Annotated in this window: 22 protein-coding genes and 1 pseudogene; 1 reads left to right on the top strand and 22 read right to left on the bottom strand. The window is 71.8% G+C overall.

Translation table 11 applies throughout. The features are described from left to right. Positions 1 to 29: 29 nt before the first annotated feature. The 6 genes from ilvD to JDY09_RS04080 form a co-directional block, all read right to left on the bottom strand. The gene (gene ilvD / locus JDY09_RS04105) at positions 30 to 1,718 is read right to left on the bottom strand and encodes a dihydroxy-acid dehydratase (protein ID WP_274717785.1); all 1,689 of its coding nucleotides are present in this window, start codon (positions 1,716 to 1,718) and stop codon (positions 30 to 32) included. Positions 1,719 to 1,835: 117 nt separating this feature from the next. Further along, the gene (locus JDY09_RS04100; RefSeq protein ID WP_274717784.1) at positions 1,836 to 2,642 is read right to left on the bottom strand and encodes a hypothetical protein; all 807 of its coding nucleotides are present in this window, start codon (positions 2,640 to 2,642) and stop codon (positions 1,836 to 1,838) included. After that, positions 2,639 to 2,944, bottom strand: a complete 306-nt coding sequence (locus JDY09_RS04095; protein WP_274717783.1) for a hypothetical protein — start codon at positions 2,942 to 2,944, stop codon at positions 2,639 to 2,641. The genes JDY09_RS04100 and JDY09_RS04095 overlap by 4 nt, the downstream gene beginning before the upstream one ends. Positions 2,945 to 2,976: 32 nt before the next feature. Then, positions 2,977 to 3,978, bottom strand: coding sequence for a bifunctional hydroxymethylpyrimidine kinase/phosphomethylpyrimidine kinase (locus tag JDY09_RS04090; RefSeq protein WP_274717782.1), 1,002 nt, complete (start codon positions 3,976 to 3,978; stop codon positions 2,977 to 2,979). Further along, positions 3,975 to 5,138, bottom strand: a complete 1,164-nt coding sequence (gene dprA, locus JDY09_RS04085; protein WP_274717781.1) for a DNA-processing protein DprA — start codon at positions 5,136 to 5,138, stop codon at positions 3,975 to 3,977. Before dprA ends, JDY09_RS04090 begins: the two co-directional genes overlap by 4 nt. Next, positions 5,135 to 6,691 carry a YifB family Mg chelatase-like AAA ATPase gene (locus tag JDY09_RS04080; protein WP_274717780.1) on the bottom strand — a complete coding sequence of 519 codons (1,557 nt, stop codon included), beginning with the start codon at positions 6,689 to 6,691 and terminating at the stop codon, positions 5,135 to 5,137. The genes dprA and JDY09_RS04080 overlap by 4 nt, the downstream gene beginning before the upstream one ends. Before the next feature lie 225 nt (positions 6,692 to 6,916). Here JDY09_RS04080 and JDY09_RS04075 point away from each other — a divergent pair, with 225 nt between their 5' ends. Beyond that, positions 6,917 to 7,297: a YraN family protein gene (locus JDY09_RS04075; RefSeq protein WP_274717779.1), complete on the top strand. Its 381-nt coding sequence runs from the start codon at positions 6,917 to 6,919 to the stop codon at positions 7,295 to 7,297. A gap of 32 nt (positions 7,298 to 7,329) precedes the next feature. Here JDY09_RS04075 and JDY09_RS04070 read toward each other — a convergent pair whose 3' ends face one another. The 16 genes and pseudogenes from JDY09_RS04070 to JDY09_RS03995 all read right to left on the bottom strand — a co-directional run bounded on the left by JDY09_RS04070 (position 7,330) and on the right by JDY09_RS03995 (position 21,045). Next, on the bottom strand, positions 7,330 to 8,004 hold the full coding sequence (locus JDY09_RS04070) for a ribonuclease HII (RefSeq protein WP_274717777.1): 675 nt from the start codon (positions 8,002 to 8,004) through the stop codon (positions 7,330 to 7,332). A gap of 147 nt (positions 8,005 to 8,151) precedes the next feature. Next, positions 8,152 to 8,784 (bottom strand): signal peptidase I, encoded by a 633-nt coding sequence (gene lepB, locus JDY09_RS04065; RefSeq protein WP_274717775.1) that lies wholly within the window; start codon positions 8,782 to 8,784, stop codon positions 8,152 to 8,154. A gap of 199 nt (positions 8,785 to 8,983) precedes the next feature. Next, a pseudogene (gene rplS, locus JDY09_RS04060) lies at positions 8,984 to 9,322 on the bottom strand (50S ribosomal protein L19); the annotation flags it as partial. Between the two features lie 138 nt (positions 9,323 to 9,460). Continuing rightward, a complete protein-coding gene (gene trmD, locus JDY09_RS04055) occupies positions 9,461 to 10,156 on the bottom strand; it encodes a tRNA (guanosine(37)-N1)-methyltransferase TrmD (RefSeq protein WP_274717774.1) in 696 nt (231 codons plus the stop codon). 100 nt (positions 10,157 to 10,256) lie between these two features. Beyond that, the gene (rimM, locus tag JDY09_RS04050; protein ID WP_274717773.1) at positions 10,257 to 10,742 is read right to left on the bottom strand and encodes a ribosome maturation factor RimM; all 486 of its coding nucleotides are present in this window, start codon (positions 10,740 to 10,742) and stop codon (positions 10,257 to 10,259) included. A gap of 20 nt (positions 10,743 to 10,762) precedes the next feature. After that, on the bottom strand, positions 10,763 to 11,008 hold the full coding sequence (locus tag JDY09_RS04045; protein WP_274717772.1) for a KH domain-containing protein: 246 nt from the start codon (positions 11,006 to 11,008) through the stop codon (positions 10,763 to 10,765). A gap of 3 nt (positions 11,009 to 11,011) precedes the next feature. After that, the gene (gene rpsP / locus JDY09_RS04040) at positions 11,012 to 11,551 is read right to left on the bottom strand and encodes a 30S ribosomal protein S16 (RefSeq protein WP_274717771.1); all 540 of its coding nucleotides are present in this window, start codon (positions 11,549 to 11,551) and stop codon (positions 11,012 to 11,014) included. A 258-nt stretch (positions 11,552 to 11,809) separates the two neighbouring features. Then, the gene (gene ffh, locus JDY09_RS04035) at positions 11,810 to 13,135 is read right to left on the bottom strand and encodes a signal recognition particle protein (protein WP_274717770.1); all 1,326 of its coding nucleotides are present in this window, start codon (positions 13,133 to 13,135) and stop codon (positions 11,810 to 11,812) included. Positions 13,136 to 13,144: 9 nt separating this feature from the next. Beyond that, positions 13,145 to 14,134, bottom strand: a complete 990-nt coding sequence (gene ftsY, locus JDY09_RS04030; protein ID WP_274717769.1) for a signal recognition particle-docking protein FtsY — start codon at positions 14,132 to 14,134, stop codon at positions 13,145 to 13,147. 265 nt (positions 14,135 to 14,399) lie between these two features. Further along, positions 14,400 to 17,666, bottom strand: a complete 3,267-nt coding sequence (locus tag JDY09_RS04025) for a chromosome segregation SMC family protein (RefSeq protein ID WP_274717768.1) — start codon at positions 17,664 to 17,666, stop codon at positions 14,400 to 14,402. Positions 17,667 to 17,687: 21 nt separating this feature from the next. Further along, entirely contained in the window at positions 17,688 to 18,515 is an 828-nt protein-coding gene (locus JDY09_RS04020) for a ribonuclease III family protein (protein ID WP_274717767.1), read from the bottom strand. Next, entirely contained in the window at positions 18,493 to 18,747 is a 255-nt protein-coding gene (acpP, locus tag JDY09_RS04015; protein WP_274717991.1) for an acyl carrier protein, read from the bottom strand. The genes JDY09_RS04020 and acpP overlap by 23 nt, the downstream gene beginning before the upstream one ends. Continuing rightward, positions 18,747 to 19,760, bottom strand: coding sequence for a phosphate acyltransferase PlsX (plsX, locus tag JDY09_RS04010; protein WP_274717766.1), 1,014 nt, complete (start codon positions 19,758 to 19,760; stop codon positions 18,747 to 18,749). Before plsX ends, acpP begins: the two co-directional genes overlap by 1 nt. Positions 19,761 to 19,790: 30 nt before the next feature. Continuing rightward, complete coding sequence (gene rpmF / locus JDY09_RS04005) at positions 19,791 to 19,985, bottom strand: 50S ribosomal protein L32 (protein ID WP_274717765.1); 195 nt, start codon at positions 19,983 to 19,985, stop codon at positions 19,791 to 19,793. Between the two features lie 29 nt (positions 19,986 to 20,014). After that, positions 20,015 to 20,530 (bottom strand): YceD family protein, encoded by a 516-nt coding sequence (locus tag JDY09_RS04000; protein ID WP_274717764.1) that lies wholly within the window; start codon positions 20,528 to 20,530, stop codon positions 20,015 to 20,017. A 53-nt stretch (positions 20,531 to 20,583) separates the two neighbouring features. Next, positions 20,584 to 21,045, bottom strand: a complete 462-nt coding sequence (locus tag JDY09_RS03995; RefSeq protein ID WP_093118406.1) for an ATPase — start codon at positions 21,043 to 21,045, stop codon at positions 20,584 to 20,586. Positions 21,046 to 21,057: the final 12 nt, after the last annotated feature.

Below are 21,057 nucleotides of genomic sequence, written 5' to 3'. Positions count from 1 at the left end.
CGACCGCTGCGAGCGCTAGCTGAGCGCCTCTAGAGCGCGCGCTCGGGAACTCTGGTGATCGCCCCCTCGGAGGCGGAACCGACAAGGTGGGCGTATTTCGCGAGCACCCCCCGCAGCTGTCGCTGCGGGGGCGCGTAGTCGGCGAGGCGGCGCGCGATCTCGGCGTCGTCGAGTTCCACGCGCAGCTCGCGGTTCGGCACGTCGAAGACGACCGTGTCGCCGTCGCGGAGCGCGGCGATCGGACCGCCGCGCACCGCTTCGGGGGCGACGTGACAGGCCATGAACCCGTGCGTTGCCCCCGAGAAACGGCCGTCCGTGAGCAGGGCGACCGAGTCGCCTAGCCCTTCGCCGACGATCGCCGCGGTTACGGCCAGCATTTCGCGCATCCCGGGGCCGCCGGCCGGCCCCTCGTTGCGGATCACGACGACATCGCCGGGTGCGATCCGCTTCGCTTTGACCGCTGCGAACGCGTCCTCCTCGGAGTCGAACACGCGGGCCGGACCGCGGTGTTCGAGACGGTCGTGACCGGCGAGCTTGACGACGCAACCCTCGGGCGCGAGGTTGCCGCGCAGCACGGCGAAGCCCCCGTTCGGCTTGATCGGATCGTCGACCGGCCGGATCACCCGTTGACCGGGCTTCTCTTCGGCGCTGCGTGCGACGTCGCCGATCGTGCGGCCGTCGAGGGTGGGCACGCCCTCGTGGAGGAGGCCGAGCTCGAGCAGGCGCTTGAGGACGAGCGGGACCCCGCCGGCTTCGTAGAGGTCGGTGGCGACGTAGGCGCCGCCGGGCTTGAGATCGCCAAGCAGCGGTGTGCGTTGGGCGATGCGGTCGAAGTCGTCGAGCGACAGCGCGATCCCAGCTTCGCGCGCGAGCGCCAACAGGTGAAGGACGGCGTTGGTCGAGCCGCCGGTAAGAGCGACCGACGCGATCGCGTTTTCGAACGCCTCGCGGGTGAGGATGCGGCTTGGGCGCAGATCGCGTTCGATCGCCTCGACAGCGAGCCGCCCACAAAGCTCAGCGACATCGCCTTTGCGGCCTTCGACCGCTGGCACCATCGCGCTTCCGGGGGGCGAGATTCCCATCACCTCGAAGGCGACCGCCATTGTGTTGGCGGTGTACTGACCGCCGCATGCGCCCGGACCGGGCGAAGCGTGCGCTTCGAGATCGCGCAGTTCCTCGTCGTCGAGCTCGCCGGCGGCGTGGGCGCCGACCGCCTCGAAGACGTCCTGGATGGTGACCTTGCGTCCGCGCCAGGTGCCCGGGCGGATCGAACCGCCGTAGAGAAGCACAGCGGGAACGTCGAGCCGGGCGAGCGCCATCGCGCAGCCCGGGATGGTTTTGTCGCAGCCGCTCAACGCCACGATCGCGTCGAACATGTGGGCGCCACCGACGAGCTCGATCGAGTCGGCGATCACCTCGCGGCTGACGAGCGAGGCGCGCATACCTTCGGTGCCCATCGTGATCCCGTCCGAGATCGCGATCGTGTTGAACTCCATCGGCGTTCCACCGGCGGCGCGGACGCCTTCCTTGACACGCTCGGCGAGCCTGCGGAGGTGGAAGTTGCAGGGCATCGTTTCCGTCCAGGTGTTGGCGATGCCGACGATCGGTCGCGACAGCGCCTCGTCGTCGAACCCGATGCCTTTCAGATAGGCGCGCGCGGGCGCGCGGTCGGGACCGTCGAGCAGGTGGCGGCTGCGATGGCGCAGGTCGCGGCTCATTTCTGTCGGCTGACCTCCTCGGGGTATCGCTGGACGGGCGCCGCGAGCGGAGCGCGGGCTGCTCGACGCCTGCGCTCGGCGCGGAGCGCCGCGGCGCGGGCGCGAGCGTTCGGCAGCCTAGTACGCCGTGTCGCTCGCTCGTCGACCGCCGCGCTGGGAGCGTGAGTCGTTCGCACCTGGCGCTCGCTCGGGTGCCGACGGTCGCGTAGCGCCCGGCCGGGGCGCGGCACGGCGGGCACGGCGTTTCTCCCAGCTAGCGAGACGCCAGAGATCGCGGCGCAACCGCGCGGGGTCGTGGTGGCGGCCGACGAGGTGCATGTTCGCCCGCCGCAGCAAAAGCTCTTCGTCGGAGGTGAGCGCCATCCACTTGGCGAGAACGTCGTCAGAGGGAGGCAAGGGCCGACCGTCGATATCCGGAAACTCGACGCAGTACTCGGCAATCGGTTCGCCGGTCGCGACGAAGTAGGCGACGATCGGCTTGCGTGGGTAGACGAGGTAGGCGTACCGTGGCGCGCCCGGTTTGCGCCGCCGGCCGGGCACGCGCAAGAAACCAAGGTCCCGGTACATCTCCCACTCCTCGTCGCTCACGCACGACCGCAAAAGTTCCCGCGCCCGCCGCTCGGCGCGAAGCTCGCGACCGGGGTCGAGCGCGCGCCCCGCAAACCGCGGACGCTCGTGTGCTTTCGCCGCCGCGAGGGTGGCAGCGACTTCCGGGCCCGACGCGAGCGCCGGGTGCTCTCTCGCCGGCCCGCGGCGACTTACCGCGGGTGCCCCCCGCGAGGCGGGAGCACCCTGACGCCCGCCCCGCGCACGCCGGCGACCGCTCGCACTGTGCGGCCGCGCTCTCGCGATAGCAGCGTCGACGAGTAGTGCCAGGAGGAGAGCGGCGCTCGCGATCGAGAGGATGGCGAGGCTGGCGGTCACCGTGTCGAGACCGTGCCGGCGATGGCAAGGCTGCCGCCTTGCGCACGGGGTATGAAGATGACGGTGTCAGCGTCGTCGGGAACCTCGTCGAGGTGCTTGACGAGGACGGCCCGGCGGCGGCCTGTGCGGTTCTCGCGCAGGGGCACTGCCGCCCACATGCCCTCGGCGATCTGGCGCTCGAACTCGCGCGCGAGCCGCTCGGCATCCTCGCTCGAGCGACGATCGCCCTCGGCGAGGAGGACTTCTCCGTAGCCCGGCTTCATCCGCAAAAGCTTGATCTCCCTGCCCTCCTCCGAGCGCACCGACCGAACCCGCGCTGATTATGCCAGCGGGCTCACGCTGGTTCGGAAACCCGCGCGCCGCGGCCCTGTGGTGCCGGCGTTCGCTTGGCTCTCGCTGCCGGGGGGCGGCGCCCGGCGAGCCCGAAGACGTCGACCGGCCCCGCTCCGTGCCCGATCTCGCGCAGCCCGTCGCGCACTGCGCGGGCAGCGACCCGCTTGGCACGGCGCGCGGCCCCGAGCGGATCGAAACCCCACGCCAGGTAGGCGGCGAGCGCCGCGGAGTGTGTGCAGCCTGAGCCGTGCGCCGCGCCGTCCGGCCAGCGCCGGCCCGTGATGCGCGCGACGCGCTCGCCGTCGAAGAACGTGTCGACGGCCCGCTCACGGTGGCCACCGGTGACGACCACGCAGCGTGGCCCCAGGGTTCTCACGCTGCGAGCTAGCTCTTCGCCCTCGTCGCGGCGAGGGCGGGGCCTGAGACCGCGGCGCGCCTGGCGTGCGGGAGCACCGGTGTCGCCCACGGCGCAAGCGGTGCGGGCGTGTTCGCTGTGCTCGGCGAGCACCCGCGCCTCCGCGAGGTTGGGTGTCGTGACGGTTGCGCGCGGGAGGATCCGACGTACGAGCGCCTCGACAGCGTCCTCGGCGAGCAAGCGCGCGCCGCTTTCCGCCACCATCACCGGGTCGACGACGATCGGCACAGAGCTGTCTACGAGGTCGAGCGCCTCGGCTACGGCCTCGATGATCGCAACCGTGCCGAGCATGCCGATCTTGATCGCGTCGACGCCGATGTCGCTCACCACGGCGCGCACCTGGGCGACGATCGCGTCGCGAGGGAGCGGCCAGACGCCCTCCACGGCCACCGTGTTCTGCGCCGTCACCGCCGTGATCGCGCTCATGCCGTGGACGCCGCAGCGCGCGAACGCCTTGAGGTCGGCTTGAATCCCTGCACCGCCGCCGGAGTCGGAGCCGGCGATGGTGAGGACGCGGGGAACCTTGCCCGGCTCTGGGGCCGCGAGCGCTGCGCGCGTCGCGCCCCCGCTGTCGCCGCCTGTGTTCATGCGAGCGAAGTATCGCGATCGCTAGCGCCGGCATCGTCGGCGACCGCTGTCATGAGCGGCGCTGCGTCGACAACCTCGAACCGACCGAGACCGGTCGAGACGACCATCCCGCGTGCGCAGAGGCGCGCCGCACAGGCACGAATCTCGGCGGGCGACAAGGCGCCCCTGTCGGCGATCTCGCCCAGCGTGCGTCCTGCTGCGAGACCGTCGAGGACGTGGCGTTCGGCCGGCGTGAGAGTGGCGGCCCTCCGGCAGCCGCGCTGCCTGGCAGGGCCGGCGTCGCTCGATGCGTCGGGCGAACTCGTTCCAGAGCGGACGTCGTCGCTCGTAGGAGCCGGTGCGTTGTCGCGGGCCTGCGCCGGCCTTTCGGCAGCGGACATGCCGACCACTGGCGCCGCCGGCGTTCCAGCGCCTCCCGACAACGGCTGGGCGCGCACGCCAGCGCTGTTGGCCGCGTGCCACCCCGGACCGAAGAGCTCGTCGAGCACGTCGTCTGCCGATTCGACGAGAAAAGCCCCATCGCGTATCAGGCCGTTCGCGCCGCGAGCGAGGGGAGAGGTCGCCCGGCCCGGCACCGCTCCCACCGGTCGGCCGAGTTCGAGGGCGATCTGGGCGGTGATGAGCGTTCCCGATCTTGCCCGCGCCTCGACCACCACGACAGCGTCGGCGATCGCAGCCATGATGCGGTTTCGCCGCGGAAACGCCCATCGCGGCGGTGGCTCGGGATCGTCGGTTTCGCTGAGCAGCGCGCCGCGAGCGGCGATCCGCCGGGCGAGGCGCGCATTGCGCTGCGGGTACGGCCGCTCGACCGCCGCCGGCAAGACAGCGATCGCTTCGCCCACCGCCACCGCGGCTTCGAGCGCCCGAGCATCGATCCCGCGAGCGAGCCCCGACACCACCACGACGCCGGCGCGCGCTAGCTCACGGCCCAAGGTCGCCGCCATCTCGAGTCCGTAAGCGCTCGGATCGCGCGAACCGACGATCGCCACCCGCGGAGGGCGGAGGAGCTCTCGCAGACGCACGGGATCGCAACTGGCGAACAGCACCGAGGGTGGGTCGCTCAACGCGCGGAGCGCCTCGGGATAGCCGTCGTCGGATAGGGCCAGCGCTGCGCCGCGCGCGATCCCGGCGTCGCGTTCGGCGGCATCGACCGAGCTCACGCAGCCCTCCCGAGCGCATGCAAACCGAGCCGCAGACCCCGCGCTTGCTCGACGTGCGCAGCCTCGACTTCCCTGCACTGCTCGAGATCGGCGAGAGTGCGGGCGACGCGCAGGACACGCTCGGCAGCACGGCCGGAGAGACCTGCCGCCGCAACCCGGGCGAGGAGTCTCCGCATGCGTTCCTTGCCTCCGAGTACACGCGCAAGCGGGATCGACGGATCACCGTTGACGCTCGCCGTGCCGTCGTAGCGTTCGCGTTGGATGAGGCGCGCAGCGTTGACTCGCGCCCGCACGCTCGCCGTGTCGCGGTGCGCCGAAAGCGACCCAAGCGACTCATTAGCGTCGAGGTCACGAGTGGCGCAGAGCTCGCAGACGATGTCGATGCGATCGAGGATCGGACCCGAGAGCTTGCGCGCATACCGGCGCTGTTCGCTGGCTGAACAGTCGCAGGCTGCGCCGCCGCACGCGCAGGGGTTGCAGGCAGCGACGAGCAGCGGTCGCGCAGGAAACGCGATCGTTCGCTGGCCGCGCACGATCTGCACGACACCGTCCTCGAGCGGCTGTCGCAATGCTTCGAGCGCCGAACGCGCTAGCTCGGTGCATTCGTCGAGAAAGAGGACGCCGCGGTGCGCAAGCGTGATCTCTCCCGGGCGGGGCGGCGAGCCTCCTCCCACGAGGCCCTGCGCCGATATCGAGTGGTGCGGTGCCCGGAAGGGCCGCTGCGGTGGCCACTCGCAGCACGGCAAACCGGCGGCAGCGCGCACGCGCGCGATGTCGATCGCTTCTTCGCGGCTCGGGGGCGGCAGCAGGCCCGGCAGCCGCCTCGCGAGCATCGTCTTGCCGACGCCTGGCGGCCCGACCATGAGCATGTTGTGTCCGCCGGCAGCTGCGACCTCGAGCGCCCATTTCGCGTCGTCTTGACCGCGGACGTCGGCGAGGTCGGGGACGCGAGCGTCTGGCAGGAAATGCGGATGGGCGTCCCGTGCCAGCGGGTCCGGTGCACCCATGCTAGGCGCACCACGCCGGGCAGCGCGAGCCAAACCGCCGGCGCGCAACAGCTCTGCGATGTCGCGAAGCGAACGCACCGCGACGACGGCGGGCCCGTCGACGGCTAGTGCTTCGTGAGCCGAGCGTTCGGGCACGATCAGGATCTCGGTCGCGGAGCGCTCAGCAGCGAGGGCAGCGATCAGCGTTCCCGGAACGTCGCGCAGGCGCCCGTCGAGCGAAAGCTCCCCCCACAAGGCTGCGGGCTGGCAGGCAGTTGCCGGTACCTGGCCGCTGGCGGCGAGTAGACCGACGGCGATTGCCAAGTCGAAACTCGGCCCGCCCTTCTCGAGGCTCGCTGGGGCGAGGTTGACGGTGAGACGCCGCAGCGGAAACTCGAACCCGCAGTTGAGGATCGCTGCGCGCACGCGTTCGCGCGCCTCGCGGACCGCCCGGTCGGGCAGACCGACGATTGTGAACGCGGGCAACCCGGACCGAACATCGACTTCCACGGTGACCGGGACACCGTCGACCCCTTCGATCGCGAACGTGCGGACGTGGGCGAGCACGTGGCCGAACCTAGGGCCGCGGGGGTGACGGCGCTGTCAACTGTGTTACGAGTCAGCGCACACGATCGGCAGCTGCGTGATCGTGCTTCGCGCCCGCTGCGCTGCCACCGGTCCGCACTGCGGACCGCAGCGTGCTCCGCACCTGCCGCGCAGCGAAGCGGCGCGCGTCACCGAAACGTCACGGACGCAACTCCGGCGTCGCTCGGCCCCGCCTACCGTCGGCTTGTGCCAAGTCGTCGCCAGCAGGTCGGAGCTCTCGGCGAGCGCTATGCGCGCGCACACCTGCACGCGCGCGGGTACGAGATCGTCGCTACCAACTTCCGCACACGCTCGAGCGAGCTCGACCTGGTCTGCAGGCACGGACGCACGCTCGTGTTTTGCGAGGTCCGCACGCTCGTCGCGCCCGCCACGCTCGAACGCGCAATCGAGTCCGTCGATCGTCGCAAGCAGCTGTGGGTGCGCAATGCCGCGCGTGCGTGGCTACAGGAGAACGGTGAGCTTTTGGCGTCGATACGCCCGCGCACGCTGCGCTTCGACGCGGTCGCGGTGCTGCTCGATCGCGACCTTCGGCTGGACAAACTCGAGCACGTCGAGGCCGCATGGTGAGCTACCCGCGCACGCAGCTTGCGCCGCCACGCTCAGAGGCCGAAGTCGAGCTGGGAATAGGCCACCGACGCGAAGGAACGGCGATGGAGAGGCGTGAGCCCGCACGCCGCGATCGCCTCCCGGTGTTCGGGAGTCGAATAGCCGACATGGCGCTCGAAGCCCCACTCGGGATAGCGCGCCGCAAGCCGCCGCATGTGGCGGTCGCGGACCACCTTCGCGACCACCGAGGCCGCCGCCACGGCAGCGCTTGTCGCGTCACCGCGCACGAGCGCGACAACCTGCTGTCGCGACCGCGCGGCAACCCCGTCGAGCTCGAACCCGTCGACGAGGCAGGTGCAGTCCGAGCGCGCAACGGCGGCGAGCGCCTCGGCGAGCGCCTCGATGTTGACGCGGTGAAGACCGCGCCGATCGATCTCGCGAGGCCCTTTGAAGACCACACGCACCCTCGCGGCGTACGCGAGGACAGCCCGGAAGATCCGCTCGCGCGCGGCGCTGGTGTGCTTCTTCGAATCGTCGAGATCGACGAGCCCGTCCTGCACACCCCGCCGAAGCCGCTCGCAGTCGAACAGCACCGCAGCCGCGACGAGCGGACCCGCGAGAGAGCCCCTCCCGGCCTCGTCGGCACCGGCGACGTAGCGCGTCCCGAGCGAGACGTCGAAAGCTGCCAGCTGCGAGCCCGCACTTCTGTCGCGTACGGGCGCTGCCATCCGCGGAGCGGATCTGTCGCGACCCCTCCCAGCGGCGGCAAGCGCGCGCGAAGCTCCCACGGGCGGCGATCGTAGCGGCGACCCCCGACATGAGAATGGCCGTGGCCGCCGGCAGGTTCGAGCGGCGGTTTCCCTTATCCCGCCGCGTCAGAAGGTGCCGACACGGTTGGGGGGCCAGTACGTGAAAAAAGCCTTGCCGATCATCCACCGCTTCGGCACAGGACCCCACTCGCGGCTGTCGGCGCTCGCACCGCGGTTGTCGCCCATCATGAAGTAGTAGCCGCGTGGGATCGTTATCTCCCGCGGCAGGGTGCACGTGGAAGCGCATCCGGGATCGATCCGTGCCCACGGCTCACGGAGACGACGTCCGTTGATGTAGACGTGGCCGCCGATCACCTTCAGCCGCTCGCCGGGGAGCCCGACGACGCGCTTGATGTAGTTCGTCGAGGAGTGCCGCGGGGTCGGGCGGGGACAGGGTGCGTCCTCCGGATGGGGTACCCCGCACGAGGAAACCTCGGGATCGGCACCGCGGGGCGGTTTGAACACGACGATGTCGCCACGGCCCGGCTCGCTGAAGCGGTAGGTGACCCGCTCGACCAGCACCCGTTGCCCAACGTCGAGCGTCGGCTCCATCGACTCGCTCGGGATGCGGAAAGGCTTGACGAGGAAGGCCTGGATCAGGAAGGCGAGACCGAGCGCGAGCCCGACGACGACGACCAGCTCGACGAAGCCCGCCAGCCGGGACCGGCCACGCTTGGCCCCTGCAGCCGGGCTCGACACGTCACTCGCCGTCGCTGTCCGACGCCGTCTGCGCCTCTCCCTCGCCCGACGCGCCGCTGGCGTTCCCAGTGTCCGCCGGGGAAGCGGCTGTTGGCTGCTGCTCGCCCTTCGCGGCAGCGGTGTCGGCGGCATCCGGGGTTTCGTCGACCGTCGCTGCGATCTCGTCGGCGCGCAGCTGCTCGGCCGTCGCCTCACCGGCACGACGCTCGCGCACACGCGCTGCTCGTCCGATCCGGTCGCGCAGGTAGTACAGCTTGGCTCTGCGCACCCGCCCGCGCGCTGCTACCTCGATCTTCTGGATTTTCGGGGAGTGCAGCGGGAAGGTGCGCTCGACACCGACGCCGAAGGAGTGCTTGCGGACGGTGAAAGTCTCGCGCACCCCAGATCCCTGACGGCGGATCACCACACCCTCAAAAACCTGCACGCGCCGGCGGTTGCCCTCTACGACCTCGAAGTGCACTCGCACACGGTCGCCCGGAGCGAAGGACGGACGCTTCTTGAGCTGGGAGCGTTCGAGCTTTGCTATTGCGTTCGACATGGCTGCTTGAGGCAGTCCCTAAGCCGGGCGACAGGCGGTCGGCCGCACGGCGCCGGCATCGCCACTCGCCACGAGGAGCCGTGGCGGGCGGCGCGGGCAGCGAATGCTAGCGCAGCGCAAGCAGGCGCTCGCGTCCAGCTAGTCGCCGCCCTCCTCCGCGCGGATCCGCGCCCGCTCGCGGCTCTGGGCGCGACGCCACTCGCGGATCCGCCCGTGGTCGCCCGAGAGGAGCACGTCAGGAACGCGCACTCCTCGCCACGCCGCCGGGCGGGTGTAGTGCGGATATTCGGGGGCTCCCCCGAGCGCGCGACTGAACGACTCTTCGATAGCGCTAGCTGGATCGCCGAGCACGCCGGGGAGTTTCCGCAGTACCGCGTCGACGACGACCATCGCCGGCAGCTCGCCGCCCGACAGCACATAGGGACCGATCGACACCACGTCGGAGGCGAGGTGACTGTGGACACGCTCGTCGAACCCCTCGTAGCGCCCACACAGCAGCGTCAGCCCTGGCTCGCGGGCGAGCTCCTCCGCTAGCGCGTCGTCGAACTGCCGCCCGCTCGGCGCGAGCGCGATGACGCGGCGCTGCTCTCGTACCGCGAGCGCGTCGGTGGCGTAGCGCGCCTCGAGCGCCGCCGCTACCACGTCGACGCGGATCACCATTCCCGCACCCCCGCCGTAGGGAGTGTCGTCGACCTGCCCGGCACGAAGCGGCGTCGTGGCGCGCAGGTCGATCGCTTCTATGCGGTGACCAAGCGTCAGCGCACGGCGTACGTGGCGCTGGGCGAAAAACCAGTCGAACCAGGCGGGGAAGAGCGTGAAGATGTCGATGTCCAACTCGCGACCCTTGTGACGCTGTCACGTTCTGTTCGCGCCTCGGGACCTCCTGGCACACGCTGATGCCAGCTGACGCTGTGCCACGCTCACCGTGGCACGCTCACCGCCGCGCGGGATCGCCGAGAAATGAGGCCCGCACGGTGATCGTGCGCCGGTCGAGATCGACCCCTACGAGGGCGTCGGCGAGCAGGGGAACGAGATCCTCGTACCCCTCCACCTCCAGCACCGAGCAAGTCGGCGCCGCTAGCACCCGGTTCACGCGACCAAGGTTACGGCCGTCGTCGCTCAAGACCGCCATGCCCTCGAGCTCAGCCGCGAGCCACTCGTCGTCGCCGAGCTCCTGTTCGACAAGTAGATGCTCGCCTCGCAAAGCACGCACGCCGTCACGATCGCCGATGCCGGCGAGCCGCACGATCGGTCGCGCCTCCGTTCCCGCGCGGCGCTCGATGCGGCGCGTGCGTCCGGCGACGACGACCTCTGCTCCCTCCACCAGGTGCTCAGCATCGGGCACAGCGACGTAAAAGCTGCCGTCGAGACCGTGCGGACGACCAACGCGCCCGACGCTGACAAGCCGTTTACGCCCCATCGCGGCGCGCCGTGCGCCGGTTAAGCGACGATGTCGACGAGTACCCGGCCCCCGCGGCGCGCTGCCGCGGCTTTCACGACCTGACGGATCGCTTCGGCGGTGCGACCGGAGCGTCCGATGACGTGGCCGGCATCGCTTTCGGCGACATGGATCTCGATCACGAGCGCGTCCTCCTCGTCGTCGTGCCACGAGCGGACTTCGACCGCGTCGGGATCGGTTACGACAGAGCGCGCGAGGAACGCGACGAAATCCTCGAGCGAGCCCACGGCTCAGGCACCGTCGCCAGCGCCCGCCTCTTCGCCAGCGGCGCTGTCGCCCTCGCCGCTGTCTTCGCCAACAGAGGCGGCAGCTGCTGCGCCAGGCGAGGAGTCGGAAGCAGCGCCGTCGCCGGCGGATTCGGCCGACGACTCGGAGCCCGCCGCGGCTTCGGCGTCCGTGGTCGCCTCGGCGCTGCTGGCGGCTTCGGCGTCGCTGCCCTGGTCGGCGGCAGCCGCCCCAGCATTTGCAGCTACGCCGCTGCGGCGAGCGGCGGCAGCTTCGTCGGCACGCACCTCGGCTGCCGGCGGGCGGCCGCGTTCGAGCGCCTCAACGAGCCTGCGCACCGCACGCGTCGGCTGTGCTCCGCGGGCCAGCCAGCTTGCGAGACGGTCGCGATCGATAGCGATCTCCGAAGGCGCCCGCTGCGGGTTGTAGTGCCCGAGCACCTCGATGAAGCGCCCGTCGCGGGGGCTGCGGTCGTCGGCGACGACCACCCGCCAGATCGGGTTGTTGCGGTTACCGACGCGTGTGAGACGGACCTTGACCGGCATTCGGACCCGGCAGGTTAGCGGAGCCCACCACCGGCCGGCCGCCTGGCTGACGGACGCTTGCCGGGAACGAGATCGAGACGAACCCGGACGGGCACCTGTTCGGCAGCGTGCCGGGTCGCGGCGTGCCGGGTCGCCGCGTGCTGGGTCGCCGCGTGCCGGGTCGCCGCGTGCCGGGTCGCCGTGACCGGGGTCACTGTCGATCGCCGACCGCGACCACGGAACAGGAAGATGCTGCGTCGCTCTCGCCGCAGAGGCGTCTCACCGCGAGAGCAGCGAGCGCAGCGCGCCCAACCGGCCCCGGCTCAGGTCGCGCATCAGCTTGCGCATTGCTTGGAACTGCTTCACGAGCTGGGCGACCTCCTGCGGCGTAGTGCCCGAACCACGCGCGATGCGGCGGCGGCGCGAGGCGTCGATGATCTCGGGGCGGCGTCGCTCCTCCGGCGTCATCGAGAGGATCATCGCCTCGACGCGATCGAGCTGCCGCTCGTCGAGATCGAGGCCGGCCAGCTGCGACCCCACGCCCGGCAGCATTCCCAGCAAATTCGTCAGCGGGCCCATGCGCCGGACCTGGCGGAGCTGGTCGAGAAAATCCTCGAGCGTCAGCTCGGCGCGGCGCATCTTGCGCTCGAGCTCGGCCGCCTTGCGCTCGTCGATCTCGCGCTGGGCGCGCTCGACGAGCGTCAAGACATCCCCCATGCCGAGGATCCGCTGGGCGATGCGGTCGGGGTGGAAGACATCGAAATCCTCGAGTCGCTCGCCCGTCGAGGCGAACATCACCGGGCGGCCGGTCGCTGCTTTCACCGACAAAGCCGCGCCGCCCCGGGCATCGCCGTCGAGCTTCGTGAGCACGAGCCCGTCGAACGGAACCCGCTCGAGGAACGCCGTCGCCACAGCGACCGCCTCCTGTCCGGTCATCGCGTCGAGCACCAGCAACACCCGGTGCGGGCGCACGCGATCGCGGATCGCCTCGAGCTCGGCCATCAACTCCTCGTCGATGTGCAGCCGCCCGGCGGTGTCGACGATCAGCGCGTCGCGTCCGTCGTCGCGAGCTTGCTCGAGAGCCCAAGCGGCGGTGTCGACAGCGCGGCCCGCGGTTCCGCGCTCGTAGACCGGGCAGCCCGCCCGTTCGCCCAGCAAACGCAACTGTTCGACGGCAGCCGGCCGCTGCAGGTCGCAGGCCGCGAGCGCGACGTCGAGGCCGCGCTCGCTGCGCAGGTGGTGAGCGAGCTTGGCGGCCGCAGTCGTCTTGCCCGAGCCCTGCAGTCCGGCGAGGAGAACCACCGCAGGCTGGGCGCGCGGCAACGCGAAGTCGCTGGTAGTGCCGCCGAGAAGCTCGGTGAGCTCGTCGGCGACGATCTTGACCACCTGGTGCGCGGGGTTGACCGACTCGAGCACCTCGCTGCCGACCGCGCGCTCGCGCACACGGGCCGTGAACTCGCGCACCAAACGGAAATCAACATCAGCTTCCAACAGCGCCAGCCGGACCTGGCGCAGCGCGCGGTCGACGTCGTCGGGCGAGAGCCGCCCGCGCGAACGAACCCCCCCGAGCGCTTCCTGCAGCCGTTCCGAGAGCGACTCGAACACGTTGCGAGGCTACTCGACGAAAGCGGCGGCGAACGCGCGCGCGTCGAAGGGTCGCAGGTCGTCGAGCGCCTCGCCGACGCCCACCAGCTTCACCGGCAGGCCGAGCTCTTCGGCGATCGCCAGCGCGATCCCACCTTTGGCGGTGCCGTCGAGCTTGGTGAGAACGATGCCCGTCACGGCGCAGGCGTCGGCGAAAGCGCGCGCTTGGCGGAGCCCGTTCTGACCGGTCGTGGCGTCGATCACGAGCAGTGTCTCGTGCGGCGCGCCGGGCAAGCGCTCGCCGATTACGCGCCGCACCTTCGCGAGCTCCTCCATCAACGGAGTGCGTGTGTGCAAGCGCCCAGCGGTGTCGACCAACACGACGTCCACGGCGCGCGCCCGCGCCGCCTCGATCGCGTCGTAAGCGACCGACCCCGGGTCCTGGCCCGGGCTGCCGCGCACGATCTCGGCTCCCGCCCGCTCGGCCCACACCACGAGCTGGTCGACGGCGGCGGCGCGATAGGTGTCGGCTGCCGCCAGCAGCACGCGCACACCACACTCGCGCCGCAACGCCGCGGCGAACTTGCCGATCGTGGTCGTTTTGCCGGTGCCGTTGACGCCGACGAACATCACGACCGCCGGCTGCGCGCGCAGGTCGAGCCGCGTCTCCGCCCCGGCGGGCACCAACGCCGCTGCGATCAGCTCACGCAGACGCGCACCGATATCGCCGCCGTCCACGTTGCCGGCAGCCACCTCGTTTTCGAGCTGCTGGACGAGCCGTGCTGTCGCAGGAACGCCGACGTCGGCCCTGACGAGCGCCTCCTCCAGGCGCTCGAAGAGAGCGTCGTCGACGCGGCCTAGGACGCTCGCGCCGAGCTCGCTCTGCAGCGCCTCGCGGGTCTTGCGCAGGCTCTCTCGCAGGCGCGCAAAAAGGCCTTTGCCGCCGGCGCGTCGCGCATCGCGCTCGCGCGGCCCGACTCCCGCCGGCAAGAGCAGTGCCTCGCTCCAGTCGACCGCCATCGCGGCCGGCAGCTTACGCGCTGTAGGTGGGCCTTGTGACCGCAGGTAACCGCCGCCGGCAGGCGAAACCAAGGGGGACCCCGGCAGCGCAGCCGCACGCGGTGCCCTGCCGGGGCTCGCTCCCCTCAGCGGTGCGCGGAATGCCGCGCAGACCATCTTTCGGCGCTGGTGAGCGCAGCGCTGAGCCAGCCGCGGCGGGACGGACGCAAGTTCGGGCGCCGCTCGTGCCAGTGCGCCGATCGGCCGCTCGCGTGCCCGCGCGCGCTCAGGCGGACCGGGCAGCTGCTTGGAGCTCGTGCTGCGGGCGGCCGCGCAGCCGGCGCGAGACGACCCGCGAGATGCCGTCGCGCCCCATCGATACCCCGTAGAGAGTGTCGGCGGCGTCCATCGTGCGCTTCTGGTGGGTGACGACGATGAACTGGGCGCGATCGCTGTAGCGGCGCAGCAACGCGAGGAAGCGCTCGATGTTGATGTCGTCGAGCGCAGCCTCGACCTCGTCGAGGATGTAGAACGGGCAGGGCCGAGCGAGAAACACCGCCATCAGGAAAGCCAGTGCCACGAGCGACTTCTCGCCGCCCGACAGTAGCGACAGGCGACGCGTGGCTTTGCCCGCCGGGGTCACCTCGACCTCGACGCCGGGCTCGCGCTCGACACCATGGTGCTCGGGGACGGTGGCCGCGCCCTCCCCCTCGCTCTCGTCACCGCCCTGCGCCGCATCGCGGTCGGCCCCCACGTCCGAGGTTGGCGCGAGCGGCTGCGGCCCGACGTCGGCGTCGACCAGCCGCAAGCGCCCGCGCCCGCCCGGAAACAGGTGCGCCACGACCTCCTCGAAGTTGCGTGCCGCTGCTTCGAAAGTGGCGCGGAACCCATCGCGGATCATGCGGTCGGTTTCCGCGATCACGCGATCGAGCTCCGCGATCGCGTCCTCGAGATCGCGGCGTTGCGCCTCGAGCTCCTCGAGCTCGGCGCGCGCTCGCTCGTACTCCTCCTTGGCGAGCGGGTTGACCGGTCCGAGCTGGGCGCGGCGGCGCGCGAGGCGCTCCCTTCGCTTTTCGAGCTCGGCGCGCTCCTCGTCTGCAAGTGGCTCGGTGCGCGCGGTAGCGTCGAGCTCGAGGCGGCCCGCTACGGCGGCGAGCTCGTCGCGAGCGGCCACCACCGCGTCGCCCGAGCGCGCCGCCTCGACTCGCGCCGCCGCGAGTTCCTCCGACGCTGCGCGCGCCGCGCGCTGCAGTTCGCTCTCGCGCGTCGCCAGCTCGCGCAGGCGGCCGCTCGCAGCGCCGTCGTCGCCCTCGTCGGCGCGCAGCGCCGCAGCAAGCCGCTCACAGCGGCGCCGCAGCGAGCCCTCGAGCCGTTCGAGCGCTGCGGCTGCCCGTGCCGCCGCCGTTGCGACTGTCTCGTGGCGCTGGATCGCACCGCGCGCCGTCTCGAGCTCGCGTGCGGCACGCCGCTGCGCTGCCGCGCGCTGCTCTAGCTCCACCCGCAACGCCTTCAGCTCGGCCGCGATCTCGGCGCGGCGCACGCCGTCAGGTCCTTCGTCGGCGGGCGCGCGCCGCCGTTCCTCGAGCGCCCACTCGAGCCGCCGCACGTGTTCCCGCTCGACGCTGCGAGCGCGGTCGCGCTCGCGCAGCTCGAGCTCCAGCTCGTCCCGCCGCCGCTCGATCTCGTCGACGGCACGAGCGGCGGCTTCCACGGCCTTGGCGACAGCGTGTTCACGCTCGGCCGCGGCTTGCGCGGAGCGCGCCAGATCGTCGCGACGGCGGCGCTCTTCGAGCACTCGCTCGGCGCCGCCGCGCACCACCCGGGCGACCGCGCCGGTGCGGCCATCGAGCGACTCTCCCTCGCGGGTCACAGCGAGCCCGCCGAAATCGGCAGGGACGACGGCGAGCGTGTCGACGACCCACACGTCGGCAAGGGCAGCGTCGACGAAGGCGGCCAGCTCGGGCTTCGCCTCGACTCGCTCGCGGAGCGCGACAGCGCCCGGACAGGGCGGGTGCTCGCGCGCGGCCGCGCGGCGCGCGCGACCGGCGACGACCGCCTGCGCTCCCGCCGGGGTGCGCTCTCCGGCGAGCAGCGCGCGCGCGTCGTCGAGCGTGGGCACAACGGCGGCATCGAGCAGCGCGCCTAGCGCGGCCGCTAGCGCTAGCTCGAACCCGGGTGCACAAGTGATGCCCTCGATCACGGTGGCGCGACCGGCGAGCGGTGCGCCGGCGCGTGCGAGGAACTGATTGACCGCGGCGAGCTCGCTCCCGATCCGTGCCGACTCGCGCCGCGCCGCTGACAGCTCGCGCTCGGTCGCTCGCAGCCGCTCGCGCGCTCGGTCACGCTCGGCTACGAGCGCCCGGCGCTGCTCGTCGAGGACGGCGAACGCCCGCTCGGCAGCGGCAAGCTGCTCGCGCGCTTTGTCGAGCTCGCGTTCGAGCTCGGCGAGCTGCTCGCGCTTGCGCTCCTCGCGCCGGGCGTCGAGTTCGGCGAGCTCGCGCTCGAGTTCGGCGATGCGCTGCTCGGTCTCGGCGCCGCTGCGCCGGGCGAGGTCGCGTAGCTCCTCCTCGAGCTCGCCGATCCGCACCGCGGTCAGCTCGCGCCGCTCGCGGGCCACGCGCTCGCGCTCGCGCAACAGCTCGACACGCATCGCGACGCGCTCGGCCGCCCCCTCGAGAGCGTGGACGCTCGCCTGCGCCGCCTCGCGTCTTTGGGCGCGTGCAGCGAGCTCGCGCTCGCAGCGGGAGCGCTGCTCGCCGATCGCCGCAAGCTCCTGCTCGACGCGCTCGAGCGCCGCCCGCGCCGCGCGCTCGCGCTCGCTAGCGCGGGCTGCCCGCTCTTCCGCGGCGCGGAGCGCGTCGCGAGCGAGCTCGTAGCGCACCTCGAGCTCCTGGCGCTCCAGGCGCGCGTGCTGCTCCGCCGCCTCCGCCTGCCGGCGCAGCGGTCGCAGCCGCGTCCGTGCCTCGCGCTCGATGTCGAGCAAGCGCTCGAGGTTGGCGCGCGTGCGCTCGAGCTTCAGCTGGGCGCGGTGGCGGCGCTTGCGGTGCTTGCCGAGCCCCGCAGCCTCCTCGATCACCAGCCGGCGTTCGCGCGGTCGCGACATCACGATCTGCTCGACGCGGCCCTGCGAGACCACGGAGTGCATCTCTTTGCCGAGACCGGTGTCGGAAAGCACCTCGAGGACGTCGGCGAGTCGACAGCGAGCGCCGTTGAGGCGGTACTCGCCCTCGCCGGAGCGGTGGAGCCGGCGCACGATCGAGATCTCGCTGAAATCGGATTGGAGCCGCCCGTCGGAGTTGTCGATCACGACCTCGACCTCGGCCACCGACGCCGACGGAACCCCCGCCCCGCCGGCGAAGAGCACGTCACGCATCGTCTGGCCGCGCACCGCGAGCGGGCTCTGTTCGCCAAGTGCCCACAGCACGGCGTCGGTGATGTTCGACTTGCCCGACCCGTTGGGCCCGACGATCACCGAGATGCCCGGTCCGAACTCGAGGCGGGTGCGGTGCGGGAACGACTTGAACCCTTTGAGCGTGAGCGAGCGCAGGTACATCGCGGGTCGGCCCCCGACAGATCAGCTCTGGTCGTCGCCCCGAGCGCAGGCCGCCAGACGGTCGTCATCGCCACGCCCCCAGGCCGCGAGCTCCTCCTCGCGCTCGAGCTGCTCCAGTGCTGCCAGTGCGGCTTCCTGCTCGGCCGCCTTCTTGCTTCGCCCGCTGCCGCGCCCGAGCACGCGCCCCCCGGCGGTGGCGGCGACACGGAAGCGCCGCCGGTGGGGCGGCCCCTCTTCCTCCTCGATTCGGTACTCGACGGTCTCGGCGCGGCGCGCCAGGCGCTCCTGAAGCAACGACTTGAAGTCGAAGGGCTGTTCGATCGCACGCTCGATCTCTTCGGCGAACGCCGCGAGCACGGCCGCGCGCGTGCGCTCGAGCCCGAACGCCAGGTAGCAAGCCCCGATCGCCGCTTCGCAGATCGACGCGAGCACGCGCTCGGACTCGATCAGCGCCGCGACGGCACGCTGCTGCTCGGCAGGGGCTTCGGCGCGCAGTCGCTCGTCGGCTGCGAATGCCCGCGCCACGCGCGCGCAGGCGCTACCGCTCACCGCTTGGGCGCGGAGCTTGGTGAGCCGCCCCGCGCCGTACTCGCCGAATCGCGGCAGCAGATTCGTCGACACGGCGAGGCTGAGGACGACGTCGCCGAGAAAAGCAAGGCGTTCGTAGGAGTCGGCGCGCGTCGGCGCCCAGGAGGCGTGCGTGAAAACCTGGCGGTAGAGGTCGCGCGGGAGCTCGTCGAGCAGAGCGGCGAGCGGATGTTCGGACGTCTCGTGCTGGCGCCGATCGTCTTTCCGGGCGCGGCTCGAAGCCGGCGCGGCGGCTCGGTCACCGGCCGAGCGCGGCGGCATGGCGAGCCACGTAGTCGGCGGCCTGGCCGACCGTTTCGATCTTGGCGGCCTCCTCGTCGGGGATGCGGATGCCGTAGCGGTCCTCGAGCTCGACGACCAGCGCGACCAGGTCGAGCGAGTCGGCATCGAGGTCCTCGCGGAAGCGCGCATCCTCGGTGATCCGCTCGAGCGGCAGCTCGAGCTCCTCGGCGAGGTGCTCGCGGATCCGCTCGAGGATCTCGTCGCGCGTCATCACTTCGCGGCGACGCTAGCACCCGCGGCGGACCGCAACACTCCGGCGCTCGCCAGCGCGTCGGCGGTGCGCTCGACCATCCGCTCGTCGACGGCCCGCTGCGCGAGCCGCACGGCGCTGGCGATCCCCGCCGGACCGAAGCTGCCGTGGGCGACGATCACGGGCCGGCGCAGGCCGAGCAGGATCGCGCCACCGATGCGCTCGGGATCGATCCGCTCGCGCAACCGCCGCAAGCGACCGCGCACGAGCAGCCCGCCGAACCGCGCCAGCGGCCCGGCCGCGATCTCGCGCCGGATCGCGCGCCCCAGCTCGGCCGCCGTGCTCTCCATCACCTTCAGCGCGACGTTGCCGGTGAACCCGTCGGTCACGACGACGTCGACCGTCGCGCGCGGGACGTCGAAACCCTCGACGTTGCCGTGGAAGTCGAACGCGCGCTCGCCCGCCTCGGCACGCTCGGCGAGGCGAGCGTGCGCTTCGAGGACGTCGGCGTTGCCCTTGGCGCGCTCCTCCCCCACCGACAGCAACCCCACCCGCGGACGCTCGACGCCGAGACAGGCACGGGCGAAACAGGCCCCGAGATAGGCGAACTGGACGAGGTGCTCGGGCCGCACGTCGGCGTTGGCACCGGCGTCGACCAGCACCGACGGCCGCTCGAGCGTCGGCAGCACGACCGCCAGAGCCGGCCGGTGCACGCCGCGCAGGCGCTTGATGCGCAGCAGCGCGGCGGCGAGCACGGCGCCGGTGGCACCAGCCGACACGAGCGCGCTCGCTCTACCGCTCGCGACAGCGTCGGCGGCTTGGACGATCGAGGCCGCCGGGCGCGAGCGCACCGCGAGCGCGGGCTCCTCGTCGCCCGTGATGTACTCGGGGGCGTCGACGATTTCGGCAGCACCGGCACACGCGTCGAGTTCGCGCGCGGGCCCGAATACCACGCACGCCACCTCGCTCCGCGCGACCCCCTCGGCGACCGCCCGCGGCCCGCGATCGGCACCGTTGGCGTCGACGGCGATCATCGCGGCAGCGCTGGCGTTCCCGTGGCGGCGCTACGCGTCGGAGGCCTCGTCGGAGGGAACGACCACGACGCGCCCGCCGTAGGTGCCGCACGTCGGGCAGACGCGGTGCGGCCGCTTCGACGTGCCGCAGCGCGGGCAGGCGCCGAGGTTGGGCGGCGTGATGCGGTGCTGCGAGCGCCGCTTGTGCGTGCGCGAGTGGGACTGGCGCTGCTTGGGAACGGCCATGAGCGCAGGCAGTGTAGCCGGTCGGCCGTTCAGCCGAGCCGCAGCTCGCGCAACTTCGCCCAGCGCGGGTCGGGTGGACGCTCGTGGCGGTGGTCCGGCCCGGCGAGGTTCAGGTCGACCCCGCACTCGGGACAGAGGCCACGGCAGTCGTCACGACACACGATCCGATGGGGCAGCGCCAGCGCGAGGGCGTCGCGCGCCCAGGCTGCGAGGTCGAGAACGTCTTCGACGAGGTAGGGCGAGCGCAGCTCCTCGCCCCCCTGTGGCTGGTCGACCTCGCGCACGTCGATCGCGTAGGTGCGCCGCGCGAGCTCGAGGCAGCGCATGCACGGACCCTCGACGGTCGCCTCGTAGCGCAAGCGGAAGGCGAAGCCGCGCGTGGTGCGCGAAGCGTCGAGCACGGCCGTTACGCACCCCCCGCCGACGACGTAGTCGTGGCCGCCGAGAACCAGCGGCTCGATCGGAACGGCGAGCTCGAACCGCCGGCCCTCGCCGCTCGCCAAACCGAGACGCCCGACGTCGAGCGTGTCGGTGCGCTGGGGCACGCCACGAGATTACCGCGCAGACGCTCGGGCGCCGCGCGGTTCACGCACGGGCGCTACCCGACCTCGGCCTCTTCGCGCCCTTGCAGACGCTCGCGGCCGCGCCGCACGGCGGCGATGAACTTCTCGAGGTTGACCTCGAGCGTGTTGAGGATGTCGTCGGCGTAGTCCTCGGCGCCGAGACGGATCTCGCGCTCGCGCGCCCGTGCCTCTTCGATGATCTCCTCGGCCTGGCGTTGCGCCTGTTTGACGACCTCTTGTTCGGAGATCAGGCGCTCCTGCTCTTCGCGCGCCTCGCGGATGATGCGCTCGGCCTCGCGCTTCGCTTCGGCGAGCATCTCCTGCCGCTCCTTGACGATCCAGCGCGCCTGCTTGACCTCCTCGGGGAAGGTGGCGCGCATCTGATCGAGGATCTCGAAGATCGCCTCGCGATCCACCCGCACCTGGTCGGAGAAGGGCACAGGCTTGGCGTTGTGGATCAGGTCGTCGAGCTTGCTTATCAGCGCGAGGACGTCCATCGCAGCTCTGTT

This window comes from Thermoleophilum album (assembly GCF_028867705.1).
GTDB lineage: Bacteria > Actinomycetota > Thermoleophilia > Solirubrobacterales > Thermoleophilaceae > Thermoleophilum.
The sequence above is the reverse complement of the archived record's forward strand: the minus strand, read 5'-3'. Positions and strand labels throughout refer to the sequence as shown.